This window comes from Streptomyces purpurascens, assembly GCF_045040895.1.
Taxonomy (GTDB): Bacteria; Actinomycetota; Actinomycetes; order Streptomycetales; family Streptomycetaceae; genus Streptomyces; species Streptomyces purpurascens.
The window spans coordinates 1,648,641-1,673,779 of the sequence record NZ_CP108341.1; the positions used below are offsets into that span (position 1 = coordinate 1,648,641).

The window sequence follows — 25,139 nt, forward strand, 5'->3', positions numbered from 1 at the left end:
GCAGAGGCGGAGGCGCATCCGTTCACGCCTCCGCCAACAGATTAATCAAGACACGGCCCGGTGCGGCAGTGGCGGCCGCCCTGTGGATTCCCCGAGTCAGCTCTGATGCCGCTCGTCCGCCACGGAACGGGCCTCGGCGAGCGCCCGCAGGGACCGGGCGTCGGCGATGGCCCGCTGCCTGGCAATACCCGGCTGAATACCGAGGACAGGCAGGCTGGTGCCGTCGCTGAGGTTGAGGAACACCCAGGGATCGCCGGGTCGGAGGGTCACCTGAAGGATCTCCGCCCACTCCAGCCGGCGCTTGTTCGTGAGGTTCACCACGGTGACGCCGGACTCGTCGGCGACGACCTTGGGCCGGGCCAGCAGGAGCAGCACCGCGTCCAGCAGAAGCGCCGTGAGGACGAAGCTGAGGCGCTCGGCCGGGCTGAGCTGCTTCAGCAGCATCGCGACGGCCGTGATGACGACCAGGATCGCGACGGCGGCGGTGAGCAGCACCGCTCGGGTGCTGCCCGGCCGGAAAGTGACGGGCAGGGTGGGCAGATCGGACATCGGTGGACGCCCCTCAGAGACGGCAGGCGTGGATGGCCGTGGTCAGGATGGCCCGGGCGCCGATGTCGTAGAGGTCGTCCATGATCCGCTGCGCCTCCTTGGCCGGGACCATCGCCCGGACGGCGACCCAGCCCTCGTTGTGCAGCGGGGAGACGGTCGGCGACTCCAGACCGGGGGTGAGGGCGACGGCCTTCTCCAGCTGCTCCACGCGGCAGTCGTAGTCCATCATCACGTACGTCCGGGCGACCAGCACGCCCTGGAGGCGCCGCAGGAACTGCTGCACCTTGGGGTCGTCGGCGTCCGCGCCGGTGCGGCGGATCACGACGGCCTCGGACTTCATGATCGGCTCGGCGACGACCTCGAGGCCCGCGTTGCGCAGCGAGGTGCCCGTCTCGACGACGTCCGCGATGACCTGGGCGACGCCGAGCTGGATGGCGGTCTCGACGGCGCCGTCGAGGTGGACGACGGAGGCGTCGATGCCGTGGTCGGCGAGGTGCGCCGCGACGATGCCCTCGTAGGAGGTGGCGACCGTCTTGCCGGCGAGGTCCGCCAGGCCGCCGATGGTGCCCGGCTTGCAGGCGTAGCGGAAGGTGGAGCGGGCGAAGCCGAGCGGGAGGATCTCCTCGGCGTCGGCGCCCGAGTCGATGAGCAGGTCGCGTCCGGTGAGGCCGATGTCCAGCTGGCCGGAGGCGACGTAGATGGCGATGTCGCGGGGGCGGAGGTAGAAGAACTCGACCTCGTTCACCGGGTCGACGATCCGCAGCTCCTTGGATTCCCGGCGCTGCTGGTAGCCGGCCTCATGCAGCATCTCCGCCGCAGGGCCGGACAGGGAACCCTTGTTGGGGACGGCGATGCGCAGCATGAGGTCGGCTTCCTTTGCGTGGTGTCGTACGGGAACGGGTGCGGCTGGCCGCGGCTTACAGGTGGGCGTAGACGTCGTCGAGGGAGATGCCGCGGGCGACCATCATCACCTGGACGTGGTACAGCAGCTGCGAGATCTCCTCGGCGGCCGCCTCCTTGCCCTCGTACTCGGCGGCCATCCAGACCTCGGCGGCCTCTTCTACGACCTTCTTGCCGATGGCATGAACGCCCTTCTCGACCAGCTCTGCGGTGCGGGAAGTGGCGGGATCGCCCTGGGCGGCCTTGTGCTGGAGCTCGGTGAAGAGCTCCTCGAACGTCTTCTTGGACATGGTGACGCCTAGCCTACGCGGTGTAGGGGGCGCCTCAGCGCCAGGGTTCGGATACCGAGCGGAGGGTGGCCGCGGTCGCCACCGCCGCCGTCACCGCCTCGTGTCCCTTGTCCTCGTTCGAGCCGGGCAGGCCCGCGCGGTCCAGGGCCTGCTCGTCGGTGTCGCAGGTCAGCACGCCGAAGCCGACCGGGACGCCGGTCTCGACCGACACCTGGGTCAGGCCCTGGGTCACGCCCTGGCACACGTACTCGAAGTGGGGCGTGCCGCCGCGGATGACGACACCCAGGGCCACGATCGCGTCGTAGCCGCGGCCCGCGAGGACCTTGGCGACCACCGGGAGCTCCCAGCTGCCGGGGACCCTGAGCAGGGTCGGCTCGTCGATGCCCAGGTCGTGCAGGGCGCGCAGGGCGCCGTCGACCAGACCGTCCATCACCTTCTCGTGCCACTGTGCCGCGATGACGGCGACCCTGAGGTCACCCACATTGCGTACGGACAGTTCCGGTGCACCCTTGCCGCTCACGTCTCTCCTCAGAGCTTTCTCACTGCTGACTTGCTGTGCTGTCTCGCTGTGCTGTCTTACTGGTTGCTGCAGGCCGGCACGGTGGTCGTGTCGAGCCAGGGCAGGTCGTGGCCCATCCGGTCCCGCTTGGTGCGCAGGTAGCGGAGGTTGTGCTCGCCGGCGCTCACGGGCATCGGCACGCGTGCCGTGACGGCGATGCCGTGGCGGACGAGCGCGTCGGTCTTGTCGGGGTTGTTGGTCAGCAGACGCACGCCGTGCACGCCGAGGTCGGCGAGGATCCGGGCGCCGGCGGCGTAGTCGCGGGCGTCGGCGGGCAGGCCGAGTTCGAGGTTGGCGTCGAGGGTGTCGCGGCCGCGCTCCTGGAGTTCGTAGGCGCGCAGCTTGGACATCAGGCCGATGCCGCGGCCCTCGTGTCCGCGCAGGTAGACCACCACTCCCCTGCCCTCGGCCTGGATACGGGCCAGGGAGGCGTCCAGCTGGGGACCGCAGTCGCAGCGGGCGGAGCCGAAGACATCGCCGGTGAGGCACTCGGAGTGGACGCGGACGAGGACGTCCTGGCCGTCGCCGATCTCGCCGTGCACGAGGGCGACGTGCTCGACGCCGTCGACGGTGGAGCGGTAGCCGTACGCCGTGAACGTGCCGTGGGCGGTGGGCAGTCGGGTCTTGGCCTCGCGGCGGACGGTCGGCTCGCTGCCGCGGCGGTAGGCGATCAGGTCCTCGATGGAGATGATCGTCAGACCGTGCTTGCGGGCGAAGGGGATCAGCTCGGGCAGGCGCAGCATCGTGCCGTCCTCGCCGGCGATCTCGACGATCGCTCCGGCGGGACGCAGACCCGCGAGGCGGGCGAGGTCGACGGCGGCCTCGGTGTGGCCGTTGCGGGTCAGGACCCCGCCGGGCCGGGCGCGCAGCGGGAAGATGTGACCGGGGCGGACGAAGTCGTCGGGCCCCGTGATGCCGTCGGCGAGCAGCTGGAGCGTGGTGGCGCGGTCGGAGGCCGAGATGCCGGTGCTCACGCCGTGCGCGGCGGAGGCGTCGACGGAGACCGTGAACGCGGTCTTCATCGACTCGGTGTTGTCCTCGACCATCTGCGGCAGGCGCAGCCGGTCGAGTTCGTCGCCCTCCATGGGGGCGCAGATCAGGCCGCGGCACTCGCTCATCATGAAGGCGACGATCTCGGGGGTCGCCTTCTCGGCGGCGATGACGAGGTCGCCCTCGTTCTCCCGGTCCTCGTCGTCGACGACCACGACCGGGCGGCCCGCCGCGATGTCGGCGATGGCCTGCTCGACGGGGTCGAGCGCGAAGTCCTCGATGTCGTCTGTGTACAGGACGGTTGCGGCGCTCATGCCGGCGCTCCTTCCAGGGTGGGCTGTGCTGCCGCGCGCGAGCGCAGCCACCAGTCGCGCATGCCCCACAGGACGAGCGCGCCGTAGATGATGTAGACGAAGCCGGAGAAGGCGAAGCCGTTGGCGAAGTTCAGCGGGACGCCGACCAGGTCGACCAGCAGCCAGGCGAACCAGAACTCGACCATGCCTCGGGCCTGGGCGTACATCGCGACGATCGTGCCGACGAAGATGTACGCGTCCGGCCAGGGGTCCCAGGAGAGGGTCGGGAAGGCGGTGAACAGGCCGCCGACCGCGAGGGTGCCGACGGCGGCCGCGCCGGCCAGCGCCCCGCGCTCGCGCCAGGTGGCGAACCGTACGGCGATGGAGCCGTCCTGGGCCTGCTGCCGGCCGCGGTTCCACTGCCAGAAGCCGTAGGTGGCGACGAGCATCACGACGATCTGCTTGCCGGCGCTGCCCGCGAGGTGGGCGGTGGCGAAGGCCGCGAAGAGGATGAGGCCGGAGAGGAACTGGGCGGGCCAGGTCCACAGGGAGCGCCGCCAGCCGAAGGCGAGGCCGATCAGGCCGATCACGTTGCCGATCATGTCCGACCACTTGATGTGCTGGCCGAAGAGCGAGAAGGCCTCGGAGTTGAGCCAGTTCACCGGTCCGCCCCCTGCACACGGTCGCCCAGCATCCGCTCGACGTATTTGGCGATGACGTCCACCTCGAGGTTGACCGGGTCGCCGGGTCCCTTGTGGCCGAGCGTGGTCAGGGCGAGGGTGGTGGGGATGAGGCTCACGGTGAAGTAGTCGGGGCCGGCGTCGACGACGGTGAGGCTGATGCCGTCGACGGTGATGGAGCCCTTCTCGACCACGTAGCGGGTGAGGTCCGCGGGGAGGGAGATCTTCACGATCTCCCAGTTCTCGGACGGCTTGCGTTCCAGGATCTCGCCCGTGCCGTCGACGTGGCCCTGCACGATGTGCCCGCCGAGGCGTTCGCCGACGGCCATGGGGCGTTCGAGGTTGACGCGGGTGCCGACCGCGAGGGCGCCCAGGCTGGAGCGGTTCAGGGTCTCGGCCATCACGTCGGCGGTGAATTCGTCGCCCTCGTGGTCGACGACCGTGAGGCAGACGCCGTTGACCGCGATGGAGTCGCCGTGCTTGGCGCCTTGGGTGACGATGGGACCGCGCAGGCGGAAGCGACAGGCGTCGTCGAGGGTCTCGACGGCGGTGATCTCGCCCAGCTCTTCGACGATTCCGGTGAACACTTCCCGGGTCCTCCTGCCTCTTCGGGCACGGACTCCGGGGCTGTCGATGACGACAGATGTACGAACAGGGACACCGGGGGTGACGCCGGACGGAGTCCGCCCCGAGGACGGACTTCTTCGGCGGCACGCACGTATGCCTGCCCGCCGCGCACTGCCTCCCATCCGGACTTTAACCGTCGGTCCAGGAATTTCACCTGGTCAACCGATCGCTGGAGGCGACCGGGTCGCGGACTGTAACCGCCGGTTCGGACTTTCACCGACCCCGGAGTGCGCTGCTACTGGTACACGGCCAGTGTGCCACGCCTGATCGACGTTCAAAGAGGCGAAGGGTGTGGGCTGCCTCACAGACCGTGTCGCCGCGCTCACCGAGATTGGTACGCACCTATTGACGGTGTGGTCTAGTCCTTTCTAGGGTCGGCTCCAGGGTTGGCGCCACCCCGCGGACCGGCCCGGCGGCGGTGACGACGGCCCTTGCCCGTCGCCGGGCCTTCCCACGCCACGCGGACGGCGTTCTGGCAGGGTGAGCCCCATGACCACGACGATCGCCGACGAGTTCGAGGTCCACCGGCCCCGGCTGTTCTCGCTCGCCTACCGGCTGCTGGGCTCCGCCGAGGAGGCCGAGGACGCGGTCCAGGACGCGTATCTGCGCTACAGCGGCGCCGACCGGGTGGGGATCGAGCATCCGGCGGCCTGGCTCGCCAAGGTCGTCACGAACCTCTGCCTGAACCGGCTGACGTCCGCGCGCGCCCGGCGCGAGCGGTACGTCGGGACCTGGCTGCCGGAGCCGGTGGTCACCGGTGAGGGCGTGCTCGGTCCTCCCCCACTGCCTGAAGGACGTGGGTGGTGCCCCCAGGAGTCGGCCGAGCAGCGGGACGCCGTGTCGATGGCGATGCTGGTGCTGCTGGAGCGGCTCACCCCGACCGAACGGGCGGTGTACGTGCTGCGGGAGGCGTTCGGGTACGGGCATCGGGAGATCGCCGGGGTCCTGGATCTGAGCGAGGCGAACTGCCGTCAGGTGTACCGGCGGGCCGTGCGGCGGGTGGACGAGCCGCAGGCACGTTTCGAGCCCGCGTCCGAGCAGCAGGAGGAACTGGTCGCGTCGTTCATCACGGCGGCCCGTGACGGCGACCTGGCCGGGCTGGAGAAGCTGCTCGCGGCCGATGCCACGTGGTGGAGCGACGGTGGCGGCAAGGTCACCGCGGCCCGGTGGCCCATCGAGGGCGGTCCCAGGATCGCCCAGTTCCTGGCGGGCGGGGGCCCGAAGTTCTCGGCGGGTCTGGACTTCGTGCCGGTCGAGGTCAACGGCGCGACAGGGCTGGCGACCTGGGCGGGCGACACGCTCGTCGGGCTGGCGGCGTTCGAGGTGCGCGACGGGCTGGTCACCGGGGTGCGGGCCGTGGTCAATCCGGAGAAGCTGGGGTTCGCACGGCGTCAGCTCGCCCGGTCGTAGGGCGCGTCGGGCGCGGTCGTGGGATTGCCGGGTGTGGCTGTCACATTCGGCAGGGGCTGTTCGGTCTCAGCTGACGAAGGGCGCTCCAGCCGGAACGCCCGGGCCTTCGAAGGGACTGAACGGCATGACCACGATCCTGGTGACCGGCGGCACCGGAACACTCGGCCGGCTCGTCGCCGAGCGGCTGCGCGCGGACGGGCACGAGGTGCGGGTGCTCAGCCGGCACGCCCAGCCGTACGCGGTCGACCTGATGGAGGGCGGGGGCGCGCTGGACGCGGCCGTCGCCGGTGTGGACACGATCGTGCACTGCGCGTCGGCGCAGAAGGGTGATGAGCAGGCGGCGGCGAACCTGATCAGGGCGGCGCGCGGGGCCGGGGTGCGGCACCTCGTCTACATCTCGATCGTGGGCGTCGACCGGGTGCCGTTCCGCTACTACAAGAGCAAGCTCGCCGTGGAGCGGCTGGTCGAGGAGTCGGGGCTCGGCTGGACGGTGCTGCGGGCGACGCAGTTCCACGACCTGCTGGTCATGGCGCTGCAGGGGCTGTCGAAGCTGCCGGTCCTGGTCCTGCCGGCCGGTGTCCGGGACCAGCCCGTCGAGGTGGCCGAGGTCGCGGACCGGCTGGTCGAGCTGGCGGCGGGTGCGCCGGCGGGGCGGGTCGAGGACATGGGCGGGCCGGAGGTACGGACGTTCGAGTCGCTGGCTCGCGCCTATCTGAAGGCGTCCGGCCGGCGTCGTGCGGTGGTGAACGTACCGCTGTGGGGAGCGGCGTACCGGGGCTTCCGGAGCGGGGGTCATCTGACGCCGCGGCGGGCGGTCGGCACGGGCACGTTCGAGGAGTATCTGGTGGGGCGGTTCGGGGGCGGGCAGGTGCGGACGGGGAGCGGGCGGTCCCGGGCGTAGCGGGGGCCCGGGCGCCCTACCAGCGCCGGATGGGCCGGTTCCCGGGGGTGAAGAGTTCCTCTTGAGCGCGGTCACGGGCCGTGAGGAGGGCGCCGCGCAGGACGGCGCCACCGCCCAGGGTGGTCGTCCGTACCTCCGTGGGCAGCGGCGTCATCCGGGCGATACGGTCCTGCACCCGGCCGGCGAGCTCCTCGCCACCGGCCTGTCCGACCTCACCCCCGAGCACCACGCACCCGGGATCCAGAATCGCCACCACCGAGGCGACTCCGACGGCGAGACGATCGGCGAGGGCGTCGAGGAACCGGGCGGCGGGGCCGGCAGTCGCGGGCGGGGACACCTCGTCCCCGCCGGCGGACCGGGCCCCCTCGACCTGGCCCACCGCGGCCCGCACCACACCCACCGCCGCCCGTACAACCCCCACCGCCGACGGCTCCCGCCCCGGCTCCGCCGGCACCCCGTACTCCGCCGCCAGGTCCACGACCGCGGTCGACGCGGCCAGGCCGTGGAAGCCGCCCTCGCAGTCCGTCGCGGACGGCAGCGTGCTCGTGCCCGGGACCGGGAGGAAGCCGATTTCGCCGGTGCCGCCGGAGGCACCGCGGCGCAGCGCGCCGTCGAGGACCACGGCCGCGCCCGTGCCGTGTCCCAGCCACAGCAGGACGAACGTGTCCCGGTCCCGGGCGGCGCCGTCGCGCTGCTCGGCCAGCGCCGCGAGGTTGGTCTCGTTCTCTACGCTCACCCGTGCCTCGGGCAGCCGCTCCTGGAGGGCCGCGACCAGGCGCCGGTGCCATTCCGGCAGCCCGGAGGAGTCACGGAGTTCGCCGCTGGCCGGGTCGATCAGGCCGGGCGCCCCGATGCCGACGGTGTGCGGCCGGTCGGCGCCGGCCTCCTTCACCACGCGCTCGACCAGCGCGACCGCCTGATCCACGGCGGGCCCCGTTCCCATGTCACCCGTGATGGGCACCGAGGCCTCGGCCAGGACCCGGCCCACCAGGTCGGCGACGGCCACGGAGACACCCTCGGTGCGGATGTCCAGCGCGGCGAGGTGCGCCCGGTCGGCGACGATGCCGTGCACCTTGGCGTTGGGCCCGCGCCGCTGCTCCCCCGCCTCCCCGACGACCGTGATCAGACCCGCGGCGGTGAGGCGTTCGACGAGGTCGGCGACGGTCGGCCGGGACAGACCGGTCAGCTGCTTCAACTGCCCTGCCGTCAGCGGGCCCTCCTGCTGGAGCAGACGCAGGGCGAGCCGGTCGTTGATGGCCCGGGCGGTGCTCGGGGATGCGGGCATGCCGGGATCCTTCCAGATCGGCGAGTCCGTCGGCCGTGGCCCGCCGGGAAACCCTCTTATTATCAGGCAGGGTTCCTGATAGTTTACGCCCGCATGACGTGAGCGCGGCAGAGACCTGGAGGGGGACCGCAGAATGGGCAACGTGGTCGACGAACTGCGCGAGGTGAAACGGTCCCGGTACGCCGTGGCCGCGGTCTTCGCCGTGCACGGCGCCGTGACCGGCTCGTTCGCCACCCGCGTGCCCTGGATCCAGGATCACGCGGGCGTGAGCGCCGGGCAGTTGGGGATCGCGCTCGCCTTCCCCGCGCTCGGCGCGTCCGTCGCGATGCCGCTCGCCGGCAGCGTCAGCCACCGGTACGGAGCCCGCAACGCGCTGCGCGGACTGATCGCCCTGTGGACGCTCGCGCTGGTCCTGCCGTCCCTCGCCCCGAACCTGCTCACGCTCTGCCTGGCCCTGTTCACGTACGGCGCGACGGCGGGCATGGCGGACGTGGCGATGAACGCGCTGGGTGTCGAGGTCGAGAACCGTCTCGGCCGGTCGATCATGTCCGGGCTGCACGGCATGTGGAGCGCGGGTGCCCTGATCGGCTCGGCGGCCGGCACGCTCGCAGCGCACCTCGGTTCGGACGCCCGGCTGCACCACGTACTGGCCGCGGTGGTCCTCACCGTCATCGGCGTGCTGTCCTGCCAGTGGGTGCTCGATCTCCAGCCCGCCGAGGACGAGGAGCCGCCCCCGAGGTTCGCGCTACCGCCCCGGTCGGCGCTGCTCATCGGCGCGATCGGGTTCTGCGCGGTGTTCGCCGAGGGCGCGAGCCTGGACTGGTCGGCTGTCTATCTGCGCGAGCAGCTGGAGACCTCGGCCGGTCTCGCGGCGGCGTGCACGACGGGCTTCACGCTCACCATGGCCGTCGCCCGGTTCGCCGGCGACAGGATCGTGGACCGCTTCGGTGCCGTACGGACCGTACGGGTCAGCGGTGTGCTCGCCGTTCTCGGCGGTCTGCTGATCGTCGTCGCGGACCGTCCGGCGGTGGCCATGAGCGGGTTCGCGCTCATGGGCCTGGGCATCGCGGTCGTCGTACCGCTGTGCTTCGCGGCGGCGGGCCGCAGCGGCTCCAACCCGAGCCTGGCCATCGCGGGCGTCGCGACCATCACGTACACCTCGGGCCTGATCGCGCCGAGCGCGATCGGCATGCTGGCCCAGGCGACCAGCCTGATGGTGTCGTTCTGCCTGGTGACGCTGCTGTCCTGCGGCCTGGTGGCGTTCGCGCGGGTGCTGCGCCCGGGCGACCGGGCGAAGATCAGCCGGCCGGAGGCGGCGGCGGTTCCCGAACCGCGGCCCTGAGCGGACACCCGGCCCGGGTGCAATCGCGGACGCCCTGATCAGCCCCGGTCACCAGCACCGCCGGCACACCCGGACAATGGTCCGGATACTCGCACGCACGACGAAAGCGATACCGCACCATGGATCTCGGCGTCCGCTGGAAACTGCACGGCGACGGACGCACCCCGGCGCCCGGCGCGGTGGTCCGCCCCGACGAGCGGCTCTCGTGGCCCCGCACGGCCGGGCTCGGCGCCCAGCACGTGGTGGCCATGTTCGGCGCGTCCTTCGTGGCTCCGGTCCTGATGGGCCTGGACCCCAACCTCGCGATCATGATGTCGGGCGTCGCGACCGTCGTGTTCCTGCTGGCCACGCGCGGCCGCGTCCCCAGTTACCTGGGCTGCTCGCTGTCCTTCGTGGGGGTGGCGGCGGTCATCCGCGCGCAGGGCGGCAGCAGCGCCACCGTCACCGGCGCGGTCTTCGTCGTCGGCGCCGCGCTGTTCCTGGTGGGGCTCGCCGTGCGGCGGTTCGGGGCGCGGATCATCCACGCCACGATGCCGCCGATCGTGACCGGCGCCGTGGTGATGCTGATCGGCTTCAACCTGGCACCGGTGACGGCCTCGACGTACTGGCCGCAGGACCAGTGGACGGCCCTGCTGACGATGCTGTTCACCGGTCTGGCGGTCGTCTGTCTGCGCGGCTTCTGGTCCCGGATCGCGATCTTCCTGGGGCTGGTCTTCGGATACGGCGTCTCCTGGGTGTCCGACCTGGTCTTCGGCAAGATCCACTCGGTGGACGCGAGCGGCAGGCTCACCGACCACTGGCGGCTCGACCTCTCGGGCGTGGACAAGGCCGACTGGATCGGGCTGCCGACGCTGCACGGCCCGTCCTTCGAATGGTCGGCGATCCTGGTCGCCCTGCCGGTCGTCATCGCGCTGGTCGCGGAGAACGCCGGGCATGTGAAGGCGGTCGGCGAGATGACCGGCGACTCGCTGGACGACAAGCTCGGCACGGCGATCTCGGCCGACGGCGTCGGCTCGATGCTGTCCACCGCGGTCGGCGGCCCGCCCAACACCACGTACTCCGAGAACATCGGCGTGATGGCCGCGACCCGCGTCTACTCGACGGCCGCCTACTGGGCCGCCGCCGGCTTCGCCCTGCTGTTCGGCGTCTGCCCGAAGTTCGGCGCGGTCGTCGCGGCGATCCCGGGCGGGGTGCTCGGCGGCATCACCGTCATCCTGTACGGCATGATCGGCCTGCTCGGCGCCCAGATCTGGCTCAACGCCTGGGTGGATCTGCGCAATCCGCTGAACCTGGTCCCGGCGGCGGCGGGCATCATCATCGGCGTCGGCAACGTCTCCATGAAGTTCACGGACACGTTCTCGCTGAGCGGCATCGCGCTCGGCACGATCGTCGTCATCACCGGCTACCACGCCCTGCGGGCCTTCGCCCCGGCCCATCTGAAGACGCAGCATCCGCTGCTGGACGAGGGCACCTCGTCCTACGACGACGCCAAGTCGTAGCGTCCTAGGGCGAGGCCAGGTCGTAGGCGTACGACGCCGTGAACGTCCCCGGCCTGCCCTTGCAGCCGTCCGACTCCCCGGGCAGCTTCACCCACAGGTAGGCGTCGATCCGGGCCTCGCCGGTGCCGAGGGTCGGTGTCCGGCCGAGCTTGCGGCCCGACGGGTCGCACCACTCCCCGTCGGCCGGGGCGCCGTTGCCGTTGCGGCTGGTGTCGATGACCGCGCCCAGGCTCGCCGGGCCGCCGAGGGCCTCGAGGACCCGCCGGTCGTAGACGACCTCGTCGGCCGTGGTGTGGAAGTTGGAGACGTTGCTGAAGATCCCGTCGGAGGACCCGGGCGAGGCGGCACCGGCCTGCCGCAGCCAGGCCGCCTGCTTGCCGGGCGCGTTCCAGCCCGAGTGCCCCGCGTCGAAGTACACGCGTGCCCGGGGGTTGGCGGCCTTCAGGACGCGGCCGGCCCGGGCCAGCGAGGCGAAGCGGTCCGCGCGTGCACCGGCGGAGAGGCACTCGGTCTGGGCGACCGAGTCCGGCTCCAGGACGACGATGACCTCGCCGGAGCCCAGCCCGGCCGCGAAACGGTCGATCCAGGCGTCGTACGCGTCCAGGTCGGGTGCTCCGCCCTGGGAGTGGCCGCCGCAGTCCCGGCCGGGTATCGCGTACGGCACGACGACGGGCACCCGGCCCTGTGCCGCGCCGCCGGACGTCACCGCGGCGACCCGGGCGGTGAGCGTGTCCGGGGCGTAGTCGGCGAACCAGACGGCGGCCGGCCGGTCGGCGATGCGGGACGCGATGACCGCGCGGCGCGGGTCGCCGTCGTGGGCCCGGATCCAGTCGAGCACCTGGGAGTCGGGGTGGCGGTAGAGCCGGCCGGTCACGGCACGGGCCGGCTTCTGCTTCTCGGTCTCCGTCCTCGGGGGTGAAGCCGCGGGCACGGCGCTCTTAGTCGAAGACGGTGTGGGCGAGGCGGAGAGGGAGACCGACGGGGACAGCGACGGCACCGCGGGCAGGGGCGCGAAGCGGGGCGAGGCGGACACCTCGGGGGGCCGGGCCTCGTCCGAGGACCGCCGGTCGTCGACCGCGGAGAGCACTCCGGCGACCGCGCCGGCCGCGACCACGACGGAGGCCGCCACGACCATCGCGCCGCGCCGGGCGGCGCGCCTGCGCTCGGCCCTGCGGGCGGCCAGGCGCTGGGCACGTAAGCCTGACACGGTGCTGCTCCCCCTCCCCCTGCGGCGGGCGGCGTTCCCCCGTTTCGGGGAAGCGCCGGGCCAGCCGGTACTGCCGCCAGCCTAGAGCTGGGACTCTGCCCGCATGCCGCGATGCGAACAAGTCCCCCCAGCCGTGGACACTCCGGTCGACGGAGTCATCTCCCGGATGCGCGCCCTCGACGCGGCCCTGCACCCCCGGGACGGGGTGGCGGTCTTCAACCGCGTCTACCTCGCCGTGACGGAGGTGGTGGACCGGTACGTCGACACCGGCCGGTTCGCGGACCCGCACGCCGCGATCACGCTGGACGTACGGTTCGCGGAGCGGTACCTGGAGGCCGTCGCGGCGGCGGCCGGAGAGCGGCGCCCACCCGCCTGCTGGCGGCCGCTGTTCCAGTTCCGCCGCCATCCCTGGGTACGGCCGTTGCAGTTCGCCCTCGCGGGCATCAACGCGCACATCGGGCACGATCTCGCGCTGGCCGTCGTGGACACCTGCCGTACGCTCGGCTGCGCACCCGCCGACCTGGAGGACGAGTTCGACGCGGTGGGCGATCTCCTCGTCTCGCTGGAGGAGCGCATCCGCGAAGATCTGATGCCGGGCCCCGACCTCCTCCAGATCGCCGACCCGCTGACCCACCTGCTCGGCTCCTGGAGCCTGGACCGCGCCCGGGACGCCGCCTGGACCGCGGCCCGGGCCCTGTGGGTGCTGCGCGAACTCCCCGACGTGGCAGAGGAGTTCACCGAGCACCTGGACGCGGCTGCGGGCCTCGCGGGGCGCATGCTGCTCACGCCGTTGCAGAGATGATCCAACTCGGCTGCCCTGGCGGCGACTTCGGTCGTAGGCCTGGTGACAGGATCGTTCACTACGCTGTGCGCGCATGGTCGGATTACGCGCGTGGGCGACTCGCCGGCGCAGTTCGGTGCTCTTGGTCCTCGATGCCCTGGGCGGCGTTTCCTGGGTGGCGCTCGGGCTCTTGCTCGCCCTGGTCTGGGGAAGCTTCGTCGGGTTCGTCACGCGAAGCGAGGAGGAGGACCGGCCCGGTGGTGCCGCGATGGGACCGGCACCCCCGACCGGCCGGTTCTCCTACGCCGAGGAGATCGAGCGGGAGCGTCGCCGCCTCTTCGACGTCACGGTCCTCCACACGAACCCGCGAGCTCTGGGGCTCGTGGCGGATGCGCCGCCGCGCCGGTTCCGGGTCGAGATTCCGGGCGCCCGGGTCGCGTCCGGCCCCGGCGAGTCCCAGGCGGTCGCCAGCGCGGGTACACAGATGGGGGTGAAGCTGCATTGCTCCGGTGCCGGTGTGCGGTGCACGCCACTGTCGTCGGAACGGCAGAGTGTCCTGAGCCGCAGGGACGTCGCTGTCTGGCTGTGGGAAGTGCAGGCCGAGCGTGCGGGGACGTTCAGCGTCGCGCTCACCATGACCTCCTACCTCCGCGACACCGACACGGTGCTGGTGGAGAAGCCGCCCCTGGTCTGGAGCGTGGAAGCGGTGGCGCCGCCGGCGGACGACGGCTGGCTCTCCCGGGCCAGGGACCTGTGGCGGCAGGTGACCGAGGCGATCACCGGTCTGGGCGGACTCGCCGTGTCCGTGAGCGCCATCGCCGCCGTGATCGCCATGGTGATCCGCCGCAGACTTCCGGCCGGTGGGCCGGACGACGACGCCGGCACCGCCGATCCCGTACCGGACGTCGGCCGGCGCCCGCGGCCACGACCGGTGCGGCGGGTGCGGCGGGTGCGGCGGGTGCGCTCACGCCTCGGTCGAGCCGCTCGCAGAGCCCGTCAGTCCTCCGGGAGTTCCACCGGCGCGATCTCGTCATAGACGTCGCCGGGCCCCGGGTTGGTCGGGTCGGTCGTGCCGCCGAAGTGGTGCATGACGCCCCAGACCGCGTTGAGGGCGGTCTGGACGGCTCCCTCGGCCCAGCCGGCCGTCCAGGAGATGTCGTCGCCGGCGAGGAAGATGCCGCGCTTGTCCTCGGGCAGCTCCTCCTGCATGAAGTGCGTGAACAGACGCCGCTGGTAGCGGTAGTGGCCGGGCAGGTTGGCCTTGAACGCGCCCATGAAATAGGGCTCGTTCTCCCAGGAGACGGTCACCGGGTTGCCGATGATGTGCTTGCGGATGTCGACCTTGGGATAGATCTCGCCGAGTGACTTCAGCATGACCTCCATCCGCTCGTTCGCGGACAGCGGCAGCCACTTCAGGCTGTCGTCGCACCAGGTGTAGGAGAGGCAGATGACGGCGGGCTTGTCCGGGCCGTCGTCGAGCAGGTACGTCCCGCGCGTCATACGGTCGGTGAGCGTCATCGACATGACGTCCCGGCCGGTCGGATTTCCCCTGTCGTCGACGGCCTTGTCGAGCCAGAAAGGCCGGTCCACGGGCACGAAGAGCTTGGAGCTCTCCATGTAGTGGGTGCGCTCGATCGCGGTCCAGTGGTCGATCGGGAAGAGCGAGTCGTCACAGGCGATCTTCGACAGCAGCATCCAGGACTGGGCGGTGAAGATCGCCGTCCGGTAGGTGCGGATGTCGCCGTGCGCGTCGGTCACCGTGATGCGGTTGCCGGCCGTGCGGTCCAGCCGGGTCACCGCCGGGCGAGGCTCGCCGCCCTCGTGCAGGCTCGCGAGCGAGGTCCCGTAGGTCCAGTGGACGATCTTCTCCGGCTCACGCTCCCAGAGACGCAGCGGCAGCTGCTGGGAGCCGCCGACGATGCCGCGGTGGTGGTCGTCGGCCTCGGTGTAGACGACGCGCAGGATCTCCAGGATGGAGTTGGGGAAGTCGGTGTCCCAGCCGCCCGTGCCGAAGCCGACCTGGCCGAAGATCTCGCGGTGCCGGAAGGACTTGAACGCCTCGGAGTCGCAGAGGAAGCCGTAGAAGGTCTGGTTGTCGAGCTTCTCGACGAGCCGGGACCAGATCTCGCGGATGCGCGGGACGTCCCGCTCGCGCAGGGCCCGGTTCATGTCGGAGAAGTCGGCGCCCTCCTCCAGGCACCTGTTCCAGGCCTCGGCGACGTCCCGGTAGACCTGGGGCAGGTCGGCGACCGTCTCGGCGTAGTGCGACTCGCCCTTGAGGTCGACGACGGTCGACGGGGTCGCCTCCGCGAGGGGGTTGGGGAAGGCCTGCGTCTGCAGACCGACCAGGTCGATGTAGTGCTGGAGCGCCGTGGAGGACGGCGGGAAGCGCATCGCGCCCATCTCGGCGGTGAGGGACTCGTCGCACCCGTCGAAGCCCACCGTCCGCAGCCGGCCGCCGATCTGGTCCGCCTCGTACACGACCGGCTTGAGGCCCATCTTCATCAGCTCGTACGCGGCGACGATGCCGGACAGGCCGCCGCCGATGACCGCGACCTCCGTGCCGTGCTCGGTCGCGGGTATCTGCCCGAGACCCGCCGGGTGGGCGAGGAAGTCGTCGTAGGCGTACGGGAAGTCCGGGCCGAACATGGTGATCGGCGGCTGCTGCGCGTCTGCGTGCTCGACGGCGTTGGGCACGGTGGACGTCATGGGGTGCGGACTCCTTGCAGAAGAAACAAACAGGTGTGAGGGGATCAGGCGAGCGACCCGTACAGGCCCGGGCGCCGGTCCAGCAGATACGGGTTGGCCTCGCGGGACGCGGCGAGGAAGGCCCGGTCGGCATCGGCGAGGACCAGCTCCTCGCCCCGTCCGGCCCGGGTGCGGGCGATCCCGTCGGGCCCGGCGAGCGTGGACAGCCCCACGAACTCGAACTCGCCTTCCCGGCCGACCCGGTTGACGTACGCGACGTACATCTGGTTCTCGAAGGCACGCACCGGGATCATCGACTCGGCGACGAACTGGAACGGGTGCATCTGGGCCGTCGGGACGAGCAGCAGGTCGGTGCCGGCGAGGGCGTGGGCGCGGACGTTCTCCGGGAATTCCACGTCGTAGCAGATCAGGATCCCGACGCGCAGACCGTCGATCTCCGCCTGGACGACCGGCTGGTCCCCCGGTGTGAAGTGGTCGCGCTCGAAGCAGCCGAAGAGGTGGGTCTTGCGGTAGTTCGCGAGACGGGTGCCGTCGGCGGAGATCAACTGGGCGGAGTTGAAGACGGCGTCGCCCGCGCGCTCGGGGTAGCCGTAGGCGATCGCCAGGCCGTGGCCGGTCGCGATCTCGGCGATGGCGTCCGCGCAGTCTCCGTCGGCGGATTCGGCGAGGCGGCCGATGTCATCGCCGATCGCGTACCCGGTCAGGAACATCTCCGCCGTGACGAGCAGCCCGGCGCCCGCGGCGGCGGCCCGGCCCGCGGCCTCGTCGAGGACCTTGAGGTTCTCGACGGTGGAGCCGGGGCGGCCGGAGCTCTGGAGCAGGGCGGTGCGCATGCGTGTTCCTCACCGGTACGCGGGGGTTTTTGGGGGCCTGATAGACGGTACGGTCGGCGGGCTCGGCCGGACAAGGAGCAGCCATTGCGCGCCGGTGAGCTGATCATTGCGTCCCTCGAGGGCTCGGCGGCGATTCGTTGCGGGCCCCGCGGTCGTACGTCCGGTCCTCCCGTGGGCGCAGACCGGTGATGTGCTCCCCCGCCGGGCGGCGGAGGCGGGGTCACGTCCCCGGAGCGATGTGGCGCGGGCGCCGCGCCGGGACAGTGGTGAGCGTCCAGTTGACGTGCGTCACCTGCGGAAAGGACCGCCATGAACCGCCGTACGAAGACCGCCTTACTCGGCTCCGCGCTGCTGCTCACCCTCGCCGCCGCGGCAGGCTCCGCCGGAGCCTCCGCCCCCGACGAGAGCAAGCGTGAGGCGGCCGCGCTCACCGGCGAGGCCAAGCTGTACCGCTCGGCCGGGGACGACATCACCTTCTCCTTCGACGCGCACCTGGCCGCGAAGGACAAGGCCGACCCGACGAAGGCCACCGGCACCTTCGAGTGGAGCCACTATCTGAACGGCGAGGGCGCCCGGGCGAAGGCGAAGGTGGACTGCCTGCTCACCGGCGGCAAGGTGGCCGTCGTCTCCGGTGTCATCACCTCCTCCGACCTGCCCGGCGCGAAGGGCAAGCGGGTCGGGATCACCGTGCACGACCTCGGTCACCGCGACCGGCTGGGCTACAGCTGGGCCTCGACGGGCACCCCGGTCGACACGAAGGACCTGCCCAAGTGCGTGGGCTCGGCGCCCTTCGAGAAGGTCAAGAAGGGCACCGGCGACTTCTCGGTCACCCCCTGGCAGCCCGACCTCTAGCAGCCGGCAGCAGCGCGGTCACCAGGTACGGCACGGCGAACCACACGAAGGCCGTGCCGTGTCCGGTGGCCGTGCCGAGCGCCCCGTAGCCGACGTACACGGCGACGGTGGCCAGCTCCGTGCCCAGCCCGGCCACCGAGGTGAGGGTGGCCCGGCCGGAGTCGTCGATGCGCTGCTGGAGCCGGGCGTCGGCCAGCACGCTCGCCGCCTGGAAGCCGCCGAAGGCGAGTGCCACGAGGGCGATTCCGGCCGGGGTGCCGGCACCGGCGCCCACGGCCAGGGCGAGTGCCGCGCCCGCGAGCAGCGCCGCGAGGCCCTTCGTGCCGAGGCGTTCGCCCGCCCCGGCCAGCAGTCCTCCGGCTGTGGCGCCCGCCCAGATCAGCAGCAGGAGGTAGGGCACCAGCGCGTCGGAGACACCGGTGTCCCGGACCAGCAGCGGCGTGTACTCGTCGAGGGCGCCCCACACGGCGGTGACGGCCGGGACCAGCAGGAGCGCTCCTCGTACGGACCGGTCGGCGCGGGCCTCGGCGAGCCCGGCCCTCAGGGTCGCGGTCCAGCTGTCCTGCCCGGCCGCCGGGGTCCGGTGTTCCGGGAGCCGGGTCGCCGTCGCCGCCGCCAGCAGGCACACCAGCACGCTGGCGGCGCCGACGGCGGTGTGGCCGCCCCAGGCGAACACCGGTCCGGCCAGTCCGGTCGCCGCCATGACGGCCACCAGGCCGGCCGCACGGGCCCGGCCCATGACACGGGCGTACCGGCCGGCCGCGCCGAGCCGCTCCAGTTCGTCGTAGACCAGTGCCTCGCACGCGCCGGAGGCGAGGGCTCCGCCCGCGCCCCACAGCACGAAGCCCAGGGCGAAGGCGCCGTACGACGGGAGGAGCGTCCACAGGGCGAAGCCGGCGGCGGTGAGCAGCGGGCCGAGCCACAGCAGCGACCGGCGGGAGACGGCGTCGGCCCAGGCGCCGGAGGGGATCTCCAGCAGCACGCCGGTGACCGACCACAGGGCGAACAGGGAGGAGATCTGCCAGACCGACAGGCCGGTGTCGCGGAACAGCAGCGCGTACACCGGATAGAGCAGGACGAAGTCCTCGAGGAACGCGTAGCCGTACAGCGTCCTGGTCAGCCGGCGGACACCGGAGCGGTGGCGCGTACGGCGGCCGGGGCGGTCCTCTGAAGGCTCGGCTGTGGATCAATGTCGCCAGGTCATGACACCGATGGTAGGCCGGTCGGGCGGATCACGCCGCTGAATTACGTGGGCGATCCCGACGAGAAGCGCCGCAGCAGCGGCGACAGCACGAGCACGGACTTGGTCCGCTCGACGAACGGCTCCCCGGCGATCCGCTCCAGGACCCGTTCGAAGTGCCGCATGTCGGAGGCGAAGACCTGGGCGATCGCGTCCGCGTCCCCGGTGACGGTGGACGCGGCCACGACCTCCTGATAGCGCTCCAGGCCCCGCTGGATGGTCTCCGGGGAGGTGTTCCCGCGGCAGTAGATCTCGACGAACCCCTCGGTCTCCCAGCCGAGGGCGCCCGGGTCCACCCGGACGGTGAATCCGGTGATGGCTCCGGTGGCCCGCAGCCGGTCCACGCGCCGTTTCACGGCGGGTGCGGACAGGCCGACGATCTGGCCGATGTCGGCGTAGGAGCGGCGGGCGTCCTCGGCGAGGGCGTGCACGATGCGTTCGTCGAGATCGTTCAGCACAGTGGGTTGATCACTTTTCGGATGGTGCGAGTCGGGACCGGCGATAGCCGTACCCGAAGTAGAACACGAGCCCGGCGGCCATCCAGACACCGAAGACCACCCAGGTCACGGCCGACAGGCTGCCCATCATCCACAGACAGAAGCCGAAGCCCAGCGCCGGCATGACCGGGGAGAGCGGCACCCGGAAGGTGCGGGGCATGTCCGGGCGGGTCCGGCGCAGCACCACGACGGCCACGTTGACGAGCGCGAAGGCGAACAGGGTGCCGATGCTGGTGGCGTCGGCGAGCTGCCCCAGCGGGATCGCGGCGGCCAGCACACCGCAGAACAGCGACACGATCAGGGTGTTGGCGCGGGGGGTCTTGGTCTTCGGGTGGACCCTGGAGAAGACCTTCGGCACCAGCCCGTCGCGGGACATGGCGAAGAGGATGCGGGTCTGGCCGTACAGCACGGTCAGGACCACGCTCGCGATGGCGATGACCGCGCAGAACGCCAGCAGCGTGCCCCAGAAGGTCTGCCCGGTGACCTCGCGCATGATCTGGGCGAGAGCGGCCTCGGAGTCGGTGAAGTTCTTCCAGGGCTTGGCGCCGACCGCCACGGCGGCGACGAGGACGTACAGCGCCGTGACGATGACCAGCGACAGCATGATCGCGCGGGGCAGGTCGCGCTGCGCGTTCTTCGCCTCCTCGCCGGCGGTGGAGGCGGCGTCGAAGCCGATGTAGGAGAAGAACAGCGTCGCCCCGGCGGCGCTGACACCCGCCATGCCCAGCGGCATGAAGTTCTCGTAGTTGCCGGAGCGGAAGCCCTGGACGCCGATGGCGCAGAACATCACCAGCGCGGCGATCTTCACGATGACCATGACGGTGTTGGCGCGGGCGGACTCCTTGGCACCGCCCAGCAGGAACGCCATCGCGAGCAGGACGACGATCAGCGCGGGCAGGTTGAACACGCCGCCGTCGCCGGGCGGGGCGGACAGGGCGGCCGGGATGGTGACGCCTATGGTCCCGTCGAGCAGTTCGTTGAGGTACTCGCCCCAGCCGACCGCGACGGCGGCGACGGACACGCCGTACTCCAGGACCAGGCACCAGCCGCAGATCCAGGCGATCAGCTCGCCCATCGTTGCGTACGCATACGAGTACGAGGACCCGGCGACCGGGATGGTGCCCGCGAGCTCGGCGTACGACAGGGCCGAGAACAGGGCGGTGAGGCCGGCGATGACGAAGGAGAGCGTGACGGCCGGGCCCGCCTTGGGGACGGCCTCGCCGAGGACGACGAAGATGCCGGTGCCGAGGGTGGCACCGATGCTGATCATGGTGAGCTGCCACAGGCCGAGGGAGCGCCGCAGCGACCCTCCCTCACCCTGGCCGCCCTCCGCGACCAGGCCTTCCACCGGCTTGCGACGCATGAGGCGCGCACCGACGCCCGGGGCGGGCGGGGTGGTCTGACTACTGCCGTGCGGGGGTGCGCCTTGGTCGAGCACGTGCTGGGCTCCTTATCGCTGCCGGTCAGGGCGGCAGGGACCGGCGGCACCTCTGGAGCAGAGACCCACCGAGCGGGGTCCCTGCCACGCCACGTACGAGGCGACAGCCTACGAGGATCGGCGTTGCTGGTGAAATGCAGCAACCTTGCGCATGCCCGCAAGATCGTTGCGTTCCTCGGGGCTCGGTGGGTGTTCGTTGCGGGACGGCTGTCGACCGTTGCGTGACGGGCCGTCAGAGGGCCCTGACGCGAACCGCGCGAGGGGTCGGCCCGGTCATGCGGGACGCCGTCGATCAGAGCGTTGATCACCGGGCGGGCGGCGATCTCCACGCACCGACGGTAGGGCCCACGCCTGCCGAAACGGCCCCCGGTGTCCCGCAGGGCGGGACACCGGGGGCCGTACGAAGGGGCGTCGGCGTGTCAGCTCCAGCTGGCGTGCAGGGGCTTGCCCTCGGCGTAGCCGGCGGCGCTCTGGATGCCGACGATGGCCTTCTCGGCGAACTCCTCCAGGGAGCCGGCGCCGGCGTAGGTGCAGGAGGAGCGGACGCCCGCGATGACCGAGTCGATCAGGTCCTCGACGCCCGGGCGGTCCGGGTCGAGGAACATGCGGGAGGTGGAGATGCCCTCCTCGAACAGCGCCTTGCGGGCGCGGTCGTACGCCGACTCCTCGGAGGTGCGGTTGCGCACGGCACGCGCGGACGCCATGCCGAAGGACTCCTTGTACGCCCGACCCTGCGCGTCGTGCTGGAGGTCGCCCGGGGACTCGTAGGTGCCCGCGAACCAGGAGCCGACCATCACGTTGGACGCACCGGCCGCGAGCGCCATCGCCACGTCGCGAGGGTGGCGGACGCCGCCGTCGGCCCACACGTGCTTGCCGTACTTCTTCGCCTCGGCGGCGCACTCCAGGACGGCGGAGAACTGCGGCCGGCCGACACCGGTCATCATGCGGGTGGTGCACATGGCGCCGGGTCCGACACCGACCTTGACGATGTCCGCGCCCGCCTCGATCAGGTCGCGCACGCCCGCGGCGGCCACCACGTTGCCTGCGGCGATCGGCACCTGCGGGTCGAGGTCGCGCACCAGCTTCAGGGCGCTGATCATCGACTCCTGGTGGCCGTGCGCGGTGTCGATGACGAGCGCGTCGACACCCGCGTCCAGCAGCTGCTGGGCCTTGCCCGCGACGTCGCCGTTGATGCCGACGGCGGCGGCGATACGCAGCCGCCCCTGCGCGTCGGTGGCCGGCTTGTAGAGCGTGGCGCGCAGGGCGCCCTTGCGGGTGAGGATGCCGGCGAGCGTGCCGTCCTTGTGGACGGCGGGGGCGTAGCGGCGGTTGGCGTGGTCGAGGGTGTTGAAGGCCTCGCCCGGGTCCATGTCCGCGTCGATGAGCAGCAGGTCCCGGGACATGACCTCGGTCAGCTGCGTGAAGCGGTCCACGCCGGACAGGTCGGAGTCGGTGACCACGCCGACCGGCCGGTGGTTCTCGTCGACGACGACCCCGGCGTTGTGCGCGCGCTTGGGCAGCAGCGCCAGCGCGTCCGCGACGGTCTGGTGCGGGGCCAGCATGATCGGGGTGTCCAGGACCAGGTGGCGGCTCTTCACCCAGGAGACCACGTCGGTGACCACGTCGATCGGAATGTCCTGCGGTATGACGACGAGGCCACCGCGGCGGGCCACGGTCTCGGCCATGCGGCGGCCGGCGATGGCGGTCATGTTGGCGACGACGAGCGGGATGGTGGTGCCCGTGCCGTCCGGGGAGCTGAGGTCGACGCCCTGCCGCGAGCCGACCGCGGAGCGGCTCGGCACCATGAAGACGTCGTCGTACGTCAGGTCGTACCCGGGCTGGACGTCATTGAGGAAACGCACGTGCTGCACATCCCAGTCGATCAGAGGTGACCCCCGAACCGGACGGTCCGGGGGAAAGAGCACGTACTTCATTCTCCCACGACGCGGGCCCGGACGTCCCTGAGCAGATCATCCAGGCTGGTCAGGGGGCCTCTCGGAGGATGCTCCAAGCCCGAGGGTCACGAAGAGACCCGGGCCCCGGTCCGTCGCCTCGGCGAAGATCTCCTCCGCGACCTGCCACTCCTCGGGCCGCGTCCGGGCGTACGTCCGCCAGCCCCGCACGACGACCAGCAGCCCCCGCTCCTCGGACCCCTCGGGCCAGAGGGCGGGGTCGGCCAGGCAGTCGGCGAGGGCGTCCCAGTTGCGGCCGAACCAGTCGGGCAGGGCCAGGTCACGGGCGCAGCGGTCCATGAGGCCCGCCTTGTCCGTGACGCCGTCGAGGTCCAGAACGACCACGATCCGGCCCGCCGGGTCGTCCGGCACCTGGTGCGACTCCCTCACCATCCGTCAGGCTCCGTCCGGGTCGGTCCTGTTGAGCGCGGACTTCGGCGTCGGGCCCGCCGTCATCAGGTAGTCCGCTGCCGACGTGTCCGTGACCAGGCTGGTGACCAGCCCGGACCGCAGCACCGCGTCGATCGCGGGCCCCTTGCGCTGCCCGCCCGCGATGGCGACGACCTCGGGGACGCGGCGGAGCTGGTGGGTCTTGACCGTGATGCACCGCTCGCCCAGGTCCCGGCCGACCCGGCGGCCCTCGGCGTCGAAGAGGTGCGCGGACATCTCGGCGGCGACGCCGAGGGAGGCGTAGTGCGCGCGCTCCTCGTCACTGAGCATGTCGTGCACCGTGGAGATGCCCGGCTCCCAGGAGCCGATGGAGACACAGGCGACGGTGACCTTGTCGAAGTGCTCGAAGGCCCGGGCGATCCCCGTCTGGTTGCGCAGTGCCATGGCCGTGGCCGCGTCGGGCAGCAGCATCGGCGCGTAGATGGGGTGGGCGTCACCCCCGGACACCTGGGCGGCGCGGCGTACGGCCTCGACCGAGCCGCGCTCGGCGGTCCCGGCGTCGTACACGCCCGTCAGCTGCACCACCGTGCACGGCGGCAGCCGGTCGAGCGCCGCCGCCATGTGGATCGTGGAACGGCCCCAGGCCAGTCCCAGCACATCACCTTCGTTGACCAGTTCGCCGAGCAGGTCGGCGGCCACTTCTCCCAGGTTCTCGGGGTCCGGTGTCTCCTCGGCCTCGGCCGGGGACTCGACCACGACAGCGTGCCTGAGGCCGTAGCGGGCGCGGAGCGCGTCCGAGCGCTCCGCGTCCAGCTCGGCCGGCACACGGATCTCGATGCGCACGAGATCCCGTTCGAGGGCGGTCTCCAGGACCCGGGCCACCTTGAAGCGGCTGACGCCGAACTCCTCCGCGATCTGGATCTTGGACTTTCCCTCGAGGTAGAAGCGGCGGGCCATGGCCGCCGCCTGCACCAGCTCAGCGGGTCCCATCCGCATGGCTGACCGGCCCGCCGACATACCCGACACGGCGATCTCCTCACTGCTGTTCACACTCTGGATTCGCCGTTCATCCTTGCAGATCCGGCGCACTTGATCAGCCCTGATCGGAGCCGTTCACTTAGCTGTGGCTCAGTGGTCGCAGGCCCAGGATGCCTTGGCCGTCGTCGCCTCAGCCTGCGTGCGTAGTGCACGTACCGCCTCGGCCGGGTCTTTTGCCCCGTAGACCGCCGATCCGGCCACGAAGACGTCGGCTCCGGCGTCGGCGCAGCGCTCGATGGTGGAAGCCGAAACTCCGCCGTCGACCTGGAGCCAGAGCTCCAGACCGTGCTTGCTGATCAACTCGCGGGTGCGGCGAATCTTCGGAAGCATGATGTCGAGAAAGGCCTGTCCCCCGAAGCCCGGTTCGACCGTCATGATCAGCAGCATGTCGAGCTCGGGGAGCAGGTCCTCGTACGGCTCGATGGGGGTCGCGGGCTTCAGCGCCATGGAGGCGCGGGCGCCCTTGGCGCGGATCTCCCGCGCGAGCCGGACCGGAGCGGCGGCCGCCTCGACATGGAAGGTGACGGAACCGGCCCCCGCTTCCACGTACTGGGGCGCCCACCGATCGGGCGCCTCGATCATCAGATGGCAGTCCAGCGGAGTGTCCGTCGCACGGGCGAGTGACTCTACGACCGGCACCCCGAGCGTGAGGTTCGGGACGAAATGGTTGTCCATGACGTCGACGTGGAGCCAGTCGGCTCCGTCCACCGCCTTCGCCTCGTCCGCGAGGCGAGCGAAGTCGGCGGACAGGATGCTGGGGTTGATCTGCGCGGCCATGGCCTAAGCCTATGCGCTGCGCTGGGCTTGGGCGGTGGGGGTCCCGAATGGCCGGCTCATGAGTTCGGCCGCGGGTTGTACGGGGTCGCTCGCGCAGTTC

At 71.5% G+C, this 25,139-nt stretch carries 25 protein-coding genes and 1 riboswitch; of the genes, 7 read left to right on the forward strand and 18 right to left on the reverse strand.

The window, feature by feature from the left end; all coding sequences use genetic code 11:
- Positions 1-96: 96 nt before the first annotated feature.
- The 7 genes from OHU35_RS07465 to OHU35_RS07495 are packed head-to-tail and all read right to left on the reverse strand — an operon-like array spanning position 97 to position 4,848.
- Entirely contained in the window at positions 97-549 is a 453-nt protein-coding gene (locus tag OHU35_RS07465) for a PH domain-containing protein (protein ID WP_189726387.1), read from the reverse strand.
- A 13-nt stretch (positions 550-562) separates the two neighbouring features.
- Positions 563-1,411, reverse strand: coding sequence for an ATP phosphoribosyltransferase (hisG, locus tag OHU35_RS07470; protein WP_189726388.1), 849 nt, complete (start codon positions 1,409-1,411; stop codon positions 563-565).
- Positions 1,412-1,466: 55 nt separating this feature from the next.
- A complete protein-coding gene (locus tag OHU35_RS07475; protein WP_003988914.1) occupies positions 1,467-1,739 on the reverse strand; it encodes a phosphoribosyl-ATP diphosphatase in 273 nt (90 codons plus the stop codon).
- Between the two features lie 34 nt (positions 1,740-1,773).
- Positions 1,774-2,259 (reverse strand): 6,7-dimethyl-8-ribityllumazine synthase, encoded by a 486-nt coding sequence (gene ribH / locus OHU35_RS07480; protein WP_184597131.1) that lies wholly within the window; start codon positions 2,257-2,259, stop codon positions 1,774-1,776.
- A 56-nt stretch (positions 2,260-2,315) separates the two neighbouring features.
- The gene (locus tag OHU35_RS07485; protein ID WP_405505055.1) at positions 2,316-3,602 is read right to left on the reverse strand and encodes a bifunctional 3,4-dihydroxy-2-butanone-4-phosphate synthase/GTP cyclohydrolase II; all 1,287 of its coding nucleotides are present in this window, start codon (positions 3,600-3,602) and stop codon (positions 2,316-2,318) included.
- Positions 3,599-4,243: a nicotinamide mononucleotide transporter family protein gene (locus OHU35_RS07490; RefSeq protein ID WP_189726390.1), complete on the reverse strand. Its 645-nt coding sequence runs from the start codon at positions 4,241-4,243 to the stop codon at positions 3,599-3,601. Before OHU35_RS07490 ends, OHU35_RS07485 begins: the two co-directional genes overlap by 4 nt.
- Positions 4,240-4,848: a riboflavin synthase gene (locus OHU35_RS07495; RefSeq protein WP_189726391.1), complete on the reverse strand. Its 609-nt coding sequence runs from the start codon at positions 4,846-4,848 to the stop codon at positions 4,240-4,242. Before OHU35_RS07495 ends, OHU35_RS07490 begins: the two co-directional genes overlap by 4 nt.
- A gap of 144 nt (positions 4,849-4,992) precedes the next feature.
- Positions 4,993-5,123: riboswitch (FMN riboswitch) on the reverse strand.
- Positions 5,124-5,377: 254 nt separating this feature from the next.
- On the opposite strand from OHU35_RS07495, the gene OHU35_RS07500 reads away from it, so the two are divergent.
- Complete coding sequence (locus OHU35_RS07500; RefSeq protein WP_189726392.1) at positions 5,378-6,298, forward strand: RNA polymerase sigma-70 factor; 921 nt, start codon at positions 5,378-5,380, stop codon at positions 6,296-6,298.
- 124 nt (positions 6,299-6,422) lie between these two features.
- Positions 6,423-7,199: an SDR family oxidoreductase gene (locus OHU35_RS07505; protein ID WP_189726393.1), complete on the forward strand. Its 777-nt coding sequence runs from the start codon at positions 6,423-6,425 to the stop codon at positions 7,197-7,199.
- Positions 7,200-7,215: 16 nt separating this feature from the next.
- On the opposite strand, the gene OHU35_RS07510 is transcribed toward OHU35_RS07505, so the two are convergent.
- The gene (locus tag OHU35_RS07510; protein ID WP_189726394.1) at positions 7,216-8,484 is read right to left on the reverse strand and encodes an ROK family transcriptional regulator; all 1,269 of its coding nucleotides are present in this window, start codon (positions 8,482-8,484) and stop codon (positions 7,216-7,218) included.
- Positions 8,485-8,617: 133 nt separating this feature from the next.
- Here OHU35_RS07510 and OHU35_RS07515 point away from each other — a divergent pair, with 133 nt between their 5' ends.
- A complete protein-coding gene (locus OHU35_RS07515; protein ID WP_189726395.1) occupies positions 8,618-9,826 on the forward strand; it encodes an MFS transporter in 1,209 nt (402 codons plus the stop codon).
- 119 nt (positions 9,827-9,945) lie between these two features.
- On the forward strand, positions 9,946-11,325 hold the full coding sequence (locus OHU35_RS07520; RefSeq protein WP_405505056.1) for a uracil-xanthine permease family protein: 1,380 nt from the start codon (positions 9,946-9,948) through the stop codon (positions 11,323-11,325).
- A 4-nt stretch (positions 11,326-11,329) separates the two neighbouring features.
- Here OHU35_RS07520 and OHU35_RS07525 read toward each other — a convergent pair whose 3' ends face one another.
- Positions 11,330-12,532: a glycoside hydrolase family 6 protein gene (locus OHU35_RS07525; protein WP_405505057.1), complete on the reverse strand. Its 1,203-nt coding sequence runs from the start codon at positions 12,530-12,532 to the stop codon at positions 11,330-11,332.
- Between the two features lie 103 nt (positions 12,533-12,635).
- On the opposite strand from OHU35_RS07525, the gene OHU35_RS07530 reads away from it, so the two are divergent.
- Both OHU35_RS07530 and OHU35_RS07535 read left to right on the forward strand, forming a co-directional pair.
- Positions 12,636-13,334, forward strand: a complete 699-nt coding sequence (locus tag OHU35_RS07530; RefSeq protein WP_405505058.1) for a DUF5995 family protein — start codon at positions 12,636-12,638, stop codon at positions 13,332-13,334.
- A gap of 73 nt (positions 13,335-13,407) precedes the next feature.
- Positions 13,408-14,349, forward strand: coding sequence for a hypothetical protein (locus tag OHU35_RS07535; RefSeq protein WP_405505059.1), 942 nt, complete (start codon positions 13,408-13,410; stop codon positions 14,347-14,349).
- Here OHU35_RS07535 and OHU35_RS07540 read toward each other — a convergent pair.
- Together OHU35_RS07540 and OHU35_RS07545 are read right to left on the reverse strand one after the other, a co-directional pair.
- Positions 14,310-16,022 carry a flavin monoamine oxidase family protein gene (locus tag OHU35_RS07540; RefSeq protein WP_405505060.1) on the reverse strand — a complete coding sequence of 571 codons (1,713 nt, stop codon included), beginning with the start codon at positions 16,020-16,022 and terminating at the stop codon, positions 14,310-14,312. The genes OHU35_RS07535 and OHU35_RS07540 overlap by 40 nt on opposite strands.
- Positions 16,023-16,066: 44 nt before the next feature.
- Entirely contained in the window at positions 16,067-16,855 is a 789-nt protein-coding gene (locus tag OHU35_RS07545) for a carbon-nitrogen hydrolase family protein (RefSeq protein ID WP_189726411.1), read from the reverse strand.
- 309 nt (positions 16,856-17,164) lie between these two features.
- Between OHU35_RS07545 and OHU35_RS07550 the strand changes: the two genes are divergently transcribed.
- On the forward strand, positions 17,165-17,707 hold the full coding sequence (locus OHU35_RS07550; protein WP_405505061.1) for a Repetin: 543 nt from the start codon (positions 17,165-17,167) through the stop codon (positions 17,705-17,707).
- Here the strand turns inward: OHU35_RS07550 and OHU35_RS07555 are convergent.
- The 7 genes from OHU35_RS07555 to rpe form a co-directional block, all read right to left on the reverse strand.
- Positions 17,682-18,827 carry an MFS transporter gene (locus OHU35_RS07555; protein ID WP_189726682.1) on the reverse strand — a complete coding sequence of 382 codons (1,146 nt, stop codon included), beginning with the start codon at positions 18,825-18,827 and terminating at the stop codon, positions 17,682-17,684. The two genes, OHU35_RS07550 and OHU35_RS07555, sit on opposite strands and share 26 nt — an antisense overlap.
- 125 nt (positions 18,828-18,952) lie before the next feature.
- On the reverse strand, positions 18,953-19,405 hold the full coding sequence (locus OHU35_RS07560) for an Lrp/AsnC family transcriptional regulator (protein ID WP_003988931.1): 453 nt from the start codon (positions 19,403-19,405) through the stop codon (positions 18,953-18,955).
- A 10-nt stretch (positions 19,406-19,415) separates the two neighbouring features.
- Positions 19,416-20,882: an amino acid permease gene (locus OHU35_RS07565; RefSeq protein ID WP_189726413.1), complete on the reverse strand. Its 1,467-nt coding sequence runs from the start codon at positions 20,880-20,882 to the stop codon at positions 19,416-19,418.
- Positions 20,883-21,301: 419 nt separating this feature from the next.
- Positions 21,302-22,744, reverse strand: coding sequence for a GuaB1 family IMP dehydrogenase-related protein (locus OHU35_RS07570; RefSeq protein ID WP_405505062.1), 1,443 nt, complete (start codon positions 22,742-22,744; stop codon positions 21,302-21,304).
- A 108-nt stretch (positions 22,745-22,852) separates the two neighbouring features.
- A complete protein-coding gene (locus OHU35_RS07575) occupies positions 22,853-23,227 on the reverse strand; it encodes a barstar family protein (protein WP_267944056.1) in 375 nt (124 codons plus the stop codon).
- Between the two features lie 3 nt (positions 23,228-23,230).
- Positions 23,231-24,274, reverse strand: coding sequence for a sugar-binding transcriptional regulator (locus OHU35_RS07580; protein ID WP_189726415.1), 1,044 nt, complete (start codon positions 24,272-24,274; stop codon positions 23,231-23,233).
- A 78-nt stretch (positions 24,275-24,352) separates the two neighbouring features.
- Complete coding sequence (gene rpe / locus OHU35_RS07585) at positions 24,353-25,039, reverse strand: ribulose-phosphate 3-epimerase (RefSeq protein WP_405505063.1); 687 nt, start codon at positions 25,037-25,039, stop codon at positions 24,353-24,355.
- Between the last annotated feature and the right edge of the window lie 100 nt (positions 25,040-25,139).